Here is a 12,606-nt window from a genome sequence, read left to right as displayed (position 1 = left end):
GCTTCCCGTGTTGCGTACGCTTTCCTTGTGTACATGCCGCCGTCACTACCCCGGTGTAGCAACTGGTCGTAATCTTCGCTCAACTCATCCAGCCATTTCAGCCTTCCCCGATATGGCAGTCGGATCGGCCTACACATCTTCCTTTTCGAGGCTTGCTCGACGTTCACTCGCGTTGCGGCCTGCACACTCGCACTGTCACCAATTCGTGACACGCTAATCGAAGGCTTCAGCCACTTCGTTACCTCCATGACTGCTCCGATTGCTTCCGGCTGGAGCGGTTGCCGGGTGGGGCTTGCACCCACTGGAAAGCGCCGCCTTTGCACGGCGCACGCCAAAATCAGACATTGCAAGGCTTCGGTGGCCAAATTCGGAAATTTCGGCTACCTGTACGTGTGTGGTGATGCAATGGGACGGAACGTCCGTCCTCGAAAGGACATGGTCATGAGATCGTCGTCAAGCTTTGTCGCGCCTTCCGCCGTCGCTATCCTGTCAACTGTCTTGCTATGCGGCCCGGCCGCATCGCAAATCGAGACAGGCCCTGCCGGCTCGCTTCCCTCCATCACGGTCGATGCGCCGAAGCAGGTGGCAAAGCCAAGCAGGCCGGAGCGGGTGGCACACACGGTGGTGTCTCACCGCAGATCGTCGGTCCGCCAGACGTCATCGGTCGACGACGGCACGCCCACGGGTGGATCAGGTCCACCATTGGCCAGGATTGCCGCGCTGGAGAAGGTCGCCAGCAATTGCAACGGTGGTTGCGAGTCAAGCCTTCCACACGGTGGCCTACCTTGGGTTGGGTGTAGCGAGTCGGCTGGAGGGACAACTGGACTTGGACCCTTCTCGATAACGTGCAGAGACAACCTCACCTACAAATCCTACGTGGACTGCCTCGAGACCAGAATGTTCTTGGGCGAGTACGCAAATAAAGCCCGCTGGACTTGCAGCAGCCTGCAACTTGCCGGAAAGCTCACATTCGCCGATCTCAAGCGATCAAGACAGCAGCACTAGTTCCACCGGTCGCCGAGCGCGCGCGGCCGAGGCTTTGTGGTCCCGGTTGTACAGTGGGCCAGAGCGGACTCTGTCCAACCGCTCAGGCCCATTGGGATCGCGCGGGTCCCGCCGCGTGGCCGCATAGGAGGGCGGTCAAGCCCTCCTTCGGATTTCCAGAGTTGATCAGTGCGTTGGCGAGCGCATGATGAGCTACGCACCAAGGCATATCGAGCCGCCGCTGTGTCAGGGCATGATCCGGAAAAGTGTGAAGCGGTTTTCCGAAAAGATCACGCTCAAACAAAAAAGCTAAAGCGCGATGACGATTCAACCTGATCTCATCGCGCTTTTGGGGCCGACTTCCGGTTTGGGTCAAACGCTCCACCTTGACAGTCGATGAGCCGCTGCCGGCTTTTCACCAACACCGGACATGACGTCGCACCGCGCTAAAGGCTTTTCTGGGCCCGCAAAAGCCGACGTCAACAGTTTATGAGTCCACGCCCTGGATCGACGGAACGCGCAGAATCGTGAACTCTGCGGCGTCCCGACGGGTTGGCAAGCGCGGCCAAAGCCGCTAAACGTCCGCCCCCTTTCACATCGCAATCAGAGTTTGACATGTCGAGCGCCCCGCCCGCCGTCTCGATCGGCGTCGATTTCGGCACCAGCAACACGGTGGTTGCGCTGGCCGACAGCGACGGCCGTGTCGAGGCCATCAGGTTCGAGCATGGCGGCCGGACGCATAATGTCTATGTCTCGGCGATCTGTTTCTGGGAAGATCGGCCGGGCAGCGGGTTGCATCCGCGCGCCGAGGGCGGCCCATGGGCGATCGAGCAGTTCCTCGAGGGACGCAGCATTCACCGCTTCATCCAGTCGTTCAAGACGTTCGCGGCGAGTTCGGCCTTCACCACGACGCAGATTTTCCGGCAGCGCTACACGTTCGAGGATTTGCTGGCGGCGTTCCTGCGGACGCTGACGCGCCATGCCGGCGACGGCTTCGATCTCGGGGCCCGCAGCGTCACGGTCGGCCGCCCGGTGCGCTTCGCCGGCGGCAATCCCAACGACGAGCTTGCCATGCAGCGCTACCGAGCCGCGTTCGAGCGGCTCGGCGCGGGACACGCGCGCTATGTCTATGAGCCGGTCGGGGCCGCCTTCTCCTTCGCGCGCAGCCTTGAGCGCGACGCCACCGTGCTGGTCGCCGATTTCGGCGGCGGCACCAGCGACTTCTCCATCATGCGGTTCTCGCGCGCGAACGGCGCGCTGCGCGCCGAACCGCTCAGCCATGCCGGCATCGGCATCGCCGGCGACACCTTCGATTATCGCATCGTCGACCACATCGTCTCGCCGCGGCTCGGCAAGGGCACCAACTACCGCTCGTTCGACAAGCTGCTGCCGATCCCCAATCACTATTACTCAAGCCTGGCGCGCTGGCATCAGCTCGCGATGTTGAAGGGCAGCGCCGATTTGCGCGACCTGCGGCAGCTCACACGTAGCGCGCTCGATCCGAACCCGCTGCATGATTTCATCACCATCGTCGACCTCGATCTCGGCTTCGCGCTGTATCGCGCGGTATCAGACACCAAGGTCGCGCTGTCGACCCGCGACAGCGTCGCGTTCCGCTTTGCACGCGAAGGCATCGATATCGGCGCCACCGTCACTCGCAAGGATTTCGAAAGCTGGATCGCCGACGATGTCGAACGGCTCGGCGCGACGGTCGACGAAGCGCTGGCCAAGGCCGGCATCACCGCAGGCGATGTCGAGAAGGTGTTTTTGACCGGCGGCACGTCATTCGTGCCGGCCGTGCAGCGCCTGTTCAACGAGCGTTTTGGAAAGACGAAGCTGACCTCGGCCGACCAGTTCGAATCGATCGCCTATGGGCTCGCTTTGATCGGACAGACGGCGGAGCCGGACCGGTGGACGGTCGCGGCGGCCGCGTGAGGGGCCGCTTCTGGCCTTGATCCTGACATCCCACACGACTAAATTATTTCAGTTCATCAATCCCGAGAGGATGCCGACAGCCATGGATTTCATCCCGACAGCAGCGCCCACCAGCCTTGCCCACCGGGATATCCATCGCCATGCCAGCATCGATCACGCTCTCCAATCTGACCCTGTCCACGCCTGACGGACGGGTCCTTCTCTCCAACATCGACCTGCGTTTCGGACCCGGGCGGACCGGCCTTGTCGGCCGCAACGGTGTCGGCAAGACGACGCTGCTTGCCTTGATCGCAGGGCAGCGCGCACCGCAGTCCGGCACGGTCTCGGTTCAGGGACGTCTCGGATTGCTGCATCAGACGCTGCACGTGAAGCCGGATCAGTGCGTCGTCGATCTGTTCGGCGCACGCCACGCACTTGCCGTCCTGCGCCGTGCCGAACAGGGCATCGCGACCGCGGACGAGCTTGCGGATGTCGACTGGACGCTCGACACGCGTATCGGGTTAGCGCTCGACCGCGTCGGACTGGACGACGTTCTCGAAGCGCCGCTGACGACGCTGTCCGGTGGGCAGACGACCCGGGCGCGCATCGCCGCCCTCACCTTCGCGCAGCCTGACTTTCTGCTGCTCGATGAGCCGACCAACAATCTCGACCGCGAGGGACGCAAGGCCGTGATCGACCTGCTCGCCGACTGGCGGCAGGGTGCCATCATTGTCAGCCACGACCGCGAACTTCTGGAAACCATGGAAGCGATCGTCGAGCTGACCTCGCTGGAAGCCAGGCGCTACGGCGGCAATTGGAGCGCGTACCGCGCGCGCAAGGCGACCGAGCTTGCGGCAGCAAGGCACGATTTGGCGGATGCCGAAAAGCGCGTGGCCGAGATCGGCCGCAAGGCAACGGAAGCGTCGGAAAAGAAGGCACGCAAGGACGGCGCCGGCCAGAGACAACGCGCAAACGGCGGCATGCCGCGCATCGCGGCCGGCCTGCGCAAGGACCGCAGCGAAGATACCAGCGGCGAGAACGCGCGCCTGGCCGAGCGCAGGCGGACACAGGCGCTCGAACTTGCCGACAGCGCGCGGCAACGCATCGAGGTCCTTCAACCTTTCTCGGTCCAACTGCCGTCGACGCATCTGCCGGCGGGTAAGGTAGTCCTGAAGATCGAGGCCGCAGATGTCGGCTACCCAATGCAGGAGCCGATCCGCGACGTCACTTTCTCCATGTCAGGCCCGGAGCGCGTTGCGATCATTGGGCCCAACGGCGCCGGCAAGACCACGTTGCTGAGGCTGATCAGCGGCGAACTGCAGCCCTCACGCGGCACGGTCCAGGTCATGACCCGCTTTGCCATGTTCGATCAGGCGGTTGGCCTGCTGGATGCCTCAGCCTCCATCCTCGACAATTTCCGGCGCATCAATGCTGATGCAGGCGAGAATGCGTGCCGCGCGGCGCTGGCGCGGTTCATGTTCCGCGCGGATGCCGCCCTTCAGACCGTCTCCAGTCTCAGCGGCGGGCAACTGCTTCGCGCCGGCCTCGCCTGTGTTCTGGGCGGCGCACTGCCACCGCCGCTCCTGATCCTTGACGAGCCAACCAACCATCTGGACATCTCTTCGATGGAAGCCATCGAGACCGGATTGCGCGCCTATGACGGCGCGCTGCTGGTCGCGAGCCACGACGAAGCCTTCCTCGAGGCCGTCGCTGTGACCCGCAGGTTCGACCTCGGTACCTATGCCCGATAGCAATGGTTGCTACCCAAATTGCACCAGCCCGGCGCCGGCTCACGGCTTGACGTAGGTCCAGCCCTGCTCCTCAAGCTCCATGACGTGGACGACACCCGACTTGACCACTTGCGCCTGCGGAATGATCGGAATGTCCTTGTTCTCGGCCTTGTGCATGTTCTCCTGGGTATTGCCGCAGGCCTTGAACGAGACTTCCGGCGTGCTCAACGCCATCTGCTCGATGCGGCCCTTCACCGGCGAGGTGTCTTGGCGCAGCATGTGCAGGCCGGGCCCGAACGTCACCACCTCGATTTCCACCGTCTCGCCGAGTTCCTTGTAATATTGCGCGACGTTCGTTGCGTTGTTGAGCGCGAGATTCATCGCCGCGGGATCGTTGGTGTTCACCTGCAGCACCAGGTGATGCGGCTTTTTTCCTACAGGCGGCTGCACCAGGCGCGTGGCGGTTTTCTTGTGCACCTGCACGGCGGCGAGCGTCGTGGCAGGCCTGTTTGCCGCGTTCGCCTTCGGCGCAGCGGCGTGGGACGTCGGCGTCAGGACCAGCGGTCGCACGGCGTCCTGCGCCGCAGACAGCGACGCGGCGCCCAGAAGCGTGATGGCGCCGATCGTCGCTATCCTCGCAATATGCAAAAGTTTGGTCATGGTCTGCCTCCTGTTGAGGAAAGTTGTCCGCGCGTCATCGTTCGTTGGGCTTTGCTACGGCATGTGGCCATCTGCACGCCGCCGCTATTTTCGTGCGTACTTTCTCCAGCCCGGTCAGGGAGAACGTTGCTTCCCAGGCGACTCCCGTCCGCGGCTGGAGGCGGATGTCGAGTTCTCCCTCGCCCGGAAGCGATCGCAACAACCCGGCCGCATCGCCGGCGAACGCGACGCCGCCACCGAATGCCGGCGCAATGCCTGCGAGTTGCACCGCGACGCCGCCGTTCACGCGGTAGGAAATGACATAGCCGTTCACCGCGGCCAGGCATGGCAGGCCCCGCAACCGCCAGTTCGGTGCGTCCAGCGCGGCACCGGATCGATAGCTGGATCGCCGGGCCGCCCGCAGCCTCGCGCGATGAAATCGTGGCCGTCGCAATCGGCGTGTAGTCCAGCGGCGACGTCGTCTGGCTGACAATCCAGCGGTCCTCCGTCGGCGCAGAGACCGCCGGAGGCGCGCCGGCGTGGGAAAGCCTGTCGAGGCAGTCCAGCCGGTCCGCGCGCTCCATCGCGGAGCAGGCATGCAGCTGCTGCAGCGGATCGTTCGGTCCCTGCGCCAGCGCAATCCCGCTTGCGACCGTGAGTGCGATCGGGATCGGAAGGATGATCTCTATCATTGCTCTATCATTGCGATGCTTGGCTTGCGCCGGCGTGGCCATCGAGCCATGCCTGCGCTGCTGGGAAGCGCGCAAGCCCGGGAACGGTCGCGGCGAGATTGATCGATTTCCATTTCGGATCGAAACCGGACGCCTGCAGCCTGTCGATCCGCGAGAACAGATACTCGACAAAGCGCGCGACCCGCGCAAACCGGTTCGAGTTGGTCGGCCAGTTGAAGGCGACCAGCGCTGTTGGTACGGCGATCGTCGCCACGTGTTCGCCCGGCTTGATCAGGTTGGGATAATCGGTCGCATCCAGAGCCGCCGGAAGATAGTAGTCCTCCAGCTTGCTTCCATATGGGACCGGCAGAAACTTGAAACCCGGATCCCAGCGCCCGCGCAGGAAGGCATCGACCGGCTTCGACGTAATGAACACGACCGCCGCGATCTCGCCTTTGCGCATCTGTTCCAGCGCGACCTGATGCGGGATGAACATCTTCTCGACATCGAGACCGAGACGACTGAAGATGAGCGGCCCCGAATAGGCTGCGGCGGGGCCCATTGTATTGAAGTTCACCTTCTTGCCGGCGAGGTCGTTCAGGCTGGCAATCTCCGGTCGGACGAAGACATGCAGTTCGGAGGGGAACAGGTTGAGCACGTAGGCGAGCCTGTGCTGGATATCCGGGACCTGGGTCTTGTACTCGTCGAGCGCGTCGGAATTGATGATCGCCGCGTCGATGCCGCGCAGATAGAGCAGTGAATTGACGTTTTCCGTCGGTCCCCGCGTCACGACCGGCAGGACATGCAGATTGTCGCCGTCATCGACCACAAGGGCCATTTCCGCGGCAAGACGGATGGGTGCGCCCTCGATGAGACCTCCGGCCAGACCGACCGTCCAGGCGTTGATCGACGTTCGCGGGTCGGGCGGCGGCTCCTGCCGTACCGGCCGCATCGCATGTATCGGGACGTCGTCCGCGCATCCACCAGGGACGGCTGAGCGGCCAAGAGCGGAACCAATGCCGCGAGCCAAAGCAGCGGACGTGTTCCAGGACATTTGTTCATCGATCAACTCCTTCTGTGCTACCGGAGAAACGCGTCGAACCGCTGTTTCGCCTCCTTGATTCCGCCCGCCTCGGCCTTGGCGTAGAGCGAGCGCGCCTTCGTCGCATCGCCGCGCGTCCCATACGTTCCCCATTGGGACAGAATCAGCGGGTCGTAGGTTTCCGCGAGCATGAAGCTCGCCTGAGCATTGCCGCTCTCGGCGGCGCGCTCGAGCACGATCCGCGCCGAGCCGATATCGCCCTGCCCAAGCAACACGCTCGCGCGGGCCACCAACCTTGTCATGTCCTGGGTATCCTCCGGATTCCCCGGAGAGCCCCCGCGCGCGTTGGCGACGGCCACCGTTTCTGCTGCGACCGGCTTTGCCGCGTCCGTCTCGACCCGCCTGGCCTGCGCGGTCTGACCGGCGACAGGCATCGTGCTCCGCGCGAGGGCGAGTTCCTGCTCCAACCGCGCGATCCGCTCGCGCTCCTGCTGCAACGACGTACGCTGTTCCGCAGCGCCTTGCTCCGCGACTTGCTTCAGCCGCGTCTGCAGACTCTCGAGATCGTGCCTAATGACGGCGAGTTCGCGCGCCAGCATCTCCGCTCTCTGGTGCTCCTGCTCTAGGGCCTGCGGCGGTCCTTTCGGTTCGCTGCGCATTGCTTGCGCGAGCTGGACCGATCTGCCCCCGCCTGGAGCGTTTTCGAGAGCTACCGATGCCGATGTCGACGCGAGCAGCGTTGCGATGATGCATGGGAGCGCGGCCCGCACCCATGCTGACGATTGCGGCGTCGGCCTCCAGGCGAGTTGCGCATTGTTCGAGCCGCCAGCGATGCCGCAAGCGTTCGCCTCGTCGCTGAGGACAACGATTTTTGGATTTCCCGACCGGTCCACAATCACCTGCCGCATGGTGATTTGGCCTACTCCTTGGCCTACCCACATCGGTCACGGTAGCGCTTACGGGCGCGCGAATACCATTCCCTCGCAAGGAGGACCCTCATCTACCCCTTTCGGATTAGATGCGCGCGGCGGCGTGACCGGGGGAGGCCTGCCTCGCTTGCAGACCATCGCGATTCATTCCGCTGCGCTCCTGATCTCGGCGCGTTCGGCCCGCACCGCGCAGAACTTGAATTCGGGAATCTTGCCGAACGGATCGAGCGCCGGATTGGTGAGCAGATTGGCGGCGGCCTCGGCGTAGCAGAACGGCATGAACACCATGTTCTCCGGCACGTCGCGGTCGGCGCGCACCTTGACCTCGACGGCACCGCGCCGGGTTTCCAGCCGGATGAAATCGCCGGGCGCGAGCTGCTTCCTCCGCATGTCCTTGGGCGACATGAAGGCGACCGCCTCCGGCTCGATCTGGTCGAGCACATGCGCGCGGCGCGTCATCGAGCCGGTGTGCCAGTGCTCGAGCACGCGCCCGGTCGACAGCACCATCGGATATTCGTCGTCGGGTAATTCGTCCGGCGGAATCACCTTGGCCGGCACGATCTTGCCGCGGCCGCTCTCGGTCGGAAAACCTGTGGTGAAGATGATCTCGTTGCCGGGCTTGTCCGGGTCGTCGACCGGATAGGTCACCGCACCCTCGCGCACCAGCCGCTCCCAGGTAATGTTCTTCAGCGACGGCATCAGTAGCGCCATCTCGGTGAAGACTTCGCCGGGACCCGCGTAGTTCCAGGGCAGGCCCATGCGCTTGCCGATCTCCTGGATGATCCAGAGATCCTGCCGGGCGTCGCCCGGCGGCTTGATCACCTCGCGCGCCAATTGCACACGGCGATCGGTGTTGGTGAAGGAGCCGGACTTCTCCGCAAAGGCCGACGCCGGCAGGATAACGTCGGCGTGGAACGCGGTCTCGGTGACGAAGAGATCCTGCACCACCAGATGATCCAATTTGGCGAGCGCATCGCGCGCGTGCTGCAAATCGGGATCCGACATCGCCGGATTCTCGCCCTCGACATACATGCCGTGAATCTGGCCGGCATGGATCGCGTTCATGATCTCGACCACGGTGAGCCCGCGCACCGGATCGAGCTCCTGCCCCCAGAGCTTCTCGAAGGCGCCGCGCAGGTCGTCGCGGCCGACCGGCTGATAGTCCGGCAGGAACATCGGAATCAGCCCGGCGTCGGACGCGCCCTGCACGTTGTTCTGGCCGCGCAGCGGATGCAGCCCGGTACCGAGGCGGCCGACCTGGCCGGTGATCAGGGCGAGCGCGATCAGGCAGCGCGCATTGTCGGTGCCGTGGACATGCTGGCTGATGCCCATGCCCCAGAAGATGATCGAGGACTTCGCGCGCGCGTAAGTACGGGCCACTTCGCGCAACGTCTCGGCCGGAATGCCGCAGATCGGCGCCATCTTCTCCGGCGTGAACTCCACGATCTTGGCCTTGAGGTCCTCATAGCCTTCGGTGTAGCCCGCGATGTACTGCTCGTCGGTCAACCCTTCCGCAATAATGGTGTTGATCATCGCGTTCAGCATCGCGACGTCGGAGCCCGGCTTGAACTGGAGATGCCCGGTGGCGTGGCGCGACAACGATTGCCGGCGCGGATCCATCACGAACAGCTTCGCGCCGCGCTTGGCGGCATTCTTGATGAAGGTCGCGGCGACCGGATGATTGACGGTCGGGTTGGCGCCTATCACCCAGATCACCTCGGCATCGGCGGCGGCGGCAAACGGCGCCGACACCGCGCCCGAGCTCAAGCCTTCGAACAGCGCTGCAACCGACGAGGCGTGGCAGAGCCGCGTGCAATGGTCGACATTGTTCGAGCCGAAGCCGGTGCGCACCAGCTTCTGGAACAGATAGGCCTCTTCGTTCGATCCCTTGGCGGAGCCGAAACCGGCGAGCGCCTTGCCGCCCTTCTCGTCGCGGATCTTGTTCAGGCCATTGGCGGCGATATCGAGCGCCTCTTCCCATGACGCCTCACGGAAGTGCGTAAAGGGATTTGCGGGATCGACCTGATCGTAGGCGTTCTTCGGAACGTTCGGCAGCCGCACCAGCGGCTTGGTCAAACGGTTGGGGTGATGGATGTAGTCGAAGCCGAAGCGACCCTTGACGCAGAGGCGGTTGTGGTTCGCCGGACCGTCTTTGCCCTCGGCGTAGATCACCTTCTCGTCCTTGACCTGATAGGTAACCTGGCAGCCGACGCCGCAATACGGGCAGAGCGAATCCACCTTGCGGTCGGGATAGATGACGCGGGTCTGCTTGTCGTCGAGCATGACCGCCGGCATCAGCGCGCCGGTCGGACAGGCCTGCACGCATTCGCCGCAGGCCACGCAGGTGGACTCGCCCATCGGGTCGTCGAAGTCGAACACGATCTTGGAGCCGTGATTGCGATAAGCCATGCCGATGACGTCGTTGACCTGCACCTCGCGGCAGGCGCGCACGCACAGCCCGCACTGGATGCAGGCATCGAGATTGACGCGCATCGCCGGGTGGCTGGCATCGCCGTGCCAGCGCTCGGCGGCCGGAAAGCGGCTCTCGGTGACACCGGTCTTCTCCGCCCAGTGCCAGAACTTCGATTCCGGATCGTGCGAGGTCTCGCGCGCCGGCTGATCGGCGACCAGAAGCTCCATCACCATCTTCTGCGCGGCGACGGCGCGCGCGCTCGCCGATTTCACCTTCATGCCGACGCTTGGCGTGCGCTTGCAGGAGGCGGCCAGCACGCGCTCGCCTTCGATCTCGACCATGCAGGCGCGGCAATTGCCGTCGGGCCGATAATCCGGCTCGGGCGAATAGCACAGATGCGGAATTTCGGTGCCCTGTCGCTTGGCGACCTGCCAGATGGTTTCGCCCGCATTGGCTTCGACCTGCTTGCCGTCGAGTTCGAAATTGATCCTGGTCATTCCGCAGCTTCCTTTGGCAGGAACTCGTCCGGGAAATATTTGATGACTGACGTCAGCGGATTGGAGGCCGCCTGGCCGAGCCCGCAGATCGAGGCATCGCGCATCGCCTGGCTCAATTCCTCGAGCAGTTCGCGGTTCCAGACCGGCCGTTCCATCAGCAGCGCCGCCTTCTGGGTGCCGACCCGGCAGGGCGTGCACTGGCCGCAGCTTTCATCCTCGAAGAACCGCATCAGGTTCAGCGCGGCGCCTTTCACGCTGTCATGCTCGGAGAGGATGATGACCGCGGCCGAGCCGATGAAGCAGCCGTATTTTTCCAGCGTGCCGAAATCGAGCGGGATGTCGTCCATCGCGGCCGGCAGGATGCCGCCGGACGCGCCGCCCGGCAGGTAGGCGTGGAACGTATGTCCATCGGCCATGCCGCCGCAGAATTCGTCGATCAGCTCACGCACGGTGATCCCCGCAGGCGCGAGCTTCATGCCGGGAGTCCTGACGCGGCCCGATACGGAGTAGCTGCGCAGGCCGCGACGCTCGTGGCGGCCGTGGCCCTTCCACCAGTCGGCGCCCTTCTCGACGATGTCGCGCACCCACCACAAGGTCTCGATGTTGTTGATCAAGGTCGGCTGGCCGAACAGACCGACCTGGAACGGAAACGGAGGTTTGTGCCGGGGCAGCCCGCGCTTGCCTTCCAGGCTCTCCAGCAGCGAGGATTCCTCGCCGCAAATGTAGGCGCCCGCACCCCGGCGCATGTGCAGCGCAGGTCCCCCGGGCGGCAGCTTTGCAATCTCGCGCTCCAGAATTTCGCGCGCCGCCGGATATTCGTCGCGCAGATAGATGTAGACGTCGGCCGCTTCGACCACATGCGCGCCGATCAGCGTACCCTCGAGAAAGCGGTGCGGGTCGGCTTCGAGGTAGTAGCGGTCCTTGAACGTGCCGGGTTCGCCCTCGTCGCCATTGACCGCCATCAGCCGCGGACCGGGCTCGCCCAGCACCGAGCACCACTTGCGCCCGGTCGGAAAACCGGCACCGCCAAGCCCGCGCAACGAAGCGTCGTCGAGCGCCTTCAGCAAATCCTCCTTCGGCAATTCGCCGGAGCGCAGGCGTTTCAGCAGCGTGTAGCCGCCGCCAGCGACGTAGGCGTCGAAGTCGACATAGCCGGGCAAATGCGGGTGAGTGTCGCCGCCTTTCGCCGCCGCAAGCACATTGCCGACCGTGGCGTGATCGACGAAATGATGGCCGACCTCGGCGGCCGGCGCGGTATCGCAACGGCCGACGCAAGGCGCGCGCACCACGCGGATGCCGGGGCCGGCGGTGTCCTGCAAGTCGTGCAGCAGCTTTTCCGCGCCGAGCATCGCGCAGGTCAGGGAATCGCAGACGCGGATGGTCAGCGGCGCGATATCAGGCTCGCCTTCCTTCACGACATCGAAATGCGCGTAGAAGGTCGCGGTCTCGAACACTTCGGCGAAAGACAGCTTCATCTCGTCGGCCAGCGCCGCGAGATGGCTTGCGGAAATCTGATGATATCGGTCCTGGATCAGGTGCAGATACTCGATCAGGAGGTCGTGGCGCCGCGGCCGGTCGCCGAGCAGAAGCTCAACCTCATGCGCCGCCGTCGGATCGATCTGGCGGCCCTTGGGGGTCGATTTGGCCCGCCGCTGTCCTTCGCCCGGATGTTCGAACGAGCGGACCTTTTGCACGTCATGACTCATCGACATCTCGCTCCCGGCACGCTCCACGGAAGTCTAGTCCTTGGCATACCAAATGCCAAGGACTAACAAGCCGCTCGTTTC

8 protein-coding genes are annotated in these 12,606 nt (G+C 64.2%); 2 read left to right on the top strand and 6 right to left on the bottom strand.

Annotation, left to right across the window (positions count from 1 at the left end; translation table 11 throughout):
- Nucleotides 1–1,599: 1,599 nt before the first annotated feature.
- On the top strand, nt 1,600–2,919 hold the full coding sequence (locus tag UP10_RS39350) for an Hsp70 family protein (RefSeq protein ID WP_044592528.1): 1,320 nt from the start codon (nt 1,600–1,602) through the stop codon (nt 2,917–2,919).
- 140 nt (nt 2,920–3,059) lie between these two features.
- A complete protein-coding gene (locus UP10_RS39345; protein WP_044592527.1) occupies nt 3,060–4,649 on the top strand; it encodes an ABC-F family ATP-binding cassette domain-containing protein in 1,590 nt (529 codons plus the stop codon).
- Between the two features lie 39 nt (nt 4,650–4,688).
- On the opposite strand, the gene UP10_RS39340 is transcribed toward UP10_RS39345, so the two are convergent.
- From UP10_RS39340 to UP10_RS39315, 6 genes are all read right to left on the bottom strand, one after another.
- Nucleotides 4,689–5,288: a DsrE family protein gene (locus UP10_RS39340; RefSeq protein ID WP_044592526.1), complete on the bottom strand. Its 600-nt coding sequence runs from the start codon at nt 5,286–5,288 to the stop codon at nt 4,689–4,691.
- A gap of 34 nt (nt 5,289–5,322) precedes the next feature.
- Nucleotides 5,323–5,601 carry a hypothetical protein gene (locus tag UP10_RS46205; protein ID WP_245322181.1) on the bottom strand — a complete coding sequence of 93 codons (279 nt, stop codon included), beginning with the start codon at nt 5,599–5,601 and terminating at the stop codon, nt 5,323–5,325.
- 365 nt (nt 5,602–5,966) lie between these two features.
- Complete coding sequence (locus UP10_RS39330; RefSeq protein ID WP_245322180.1) at nt 5,967–6,890, bottom strand: TAXI family TRAP transporter solute-binding subunit; 924 nt, start codon at nt 6,888–6,890, stop codon at nt 5,967–5,969.
- 128 nt (nt 6,891–7,018) lie between these two features.
- Nucleotides 7,019–7,579 carry a hypothetical protein gene (locus UP10_RS44955; RefSeq protein WP_156180711.1) on the bottom strand — a complete coding sequence of 187 codons (561 nt, stop codon included), beginning with the start codon at nt 7,577–7,579 and terminating at the stop codon, nt 7,019–7,021.
- Between the two features lie 474 nt (nt 7,580–8,053).
- Nucleotides 8,054–10,819 (bottom strand): formate dehydrogenase subunit alpha, encoded by a 2,766-nt coding sequence (gene fdhF, locus UP10_RS39320; RefSeq protein ID WP_044592525.1) that lies wholly within the window; start codon nt 10,817–10,819, stop codon nt 8,054–8,056.
- The gene (locus UP10_RS39315; protein ID WP_044592536.1) at nt 10,816–12,531 is read right to left on the bottom strand and encodes an NADH-ubiquinone oxidoreductase-F iron-sulfur binding region domain-containing protein; all 1,716 of its coding nucleotides are present in this window, start codon (nt 12,529–12,531) and stop codon (nt 10,816–10,818) included. Before UP10_RS39315 ends, fdhF begins: the two co-directional genes overlap by 4 nt.
- Nucleotides 12,532–12,606 lie beyond the last annotated feature (75 nt).

It is taken from the genome of Bradyrhizobium sp. LTSPM299 (assembly GCF_000938235.1).
Taxonomy (GTDB): domain Bacteria; phylum Pseudomonadota; class Alphaproteobacteria; order Rhizobiales; family Xanthobacteraceae; genus Bradyrhizobium.
Note: the sequence above shows the minus strand (reverse complement) of the source record. Positions and strands in the feature narration are given on the sequence as shown.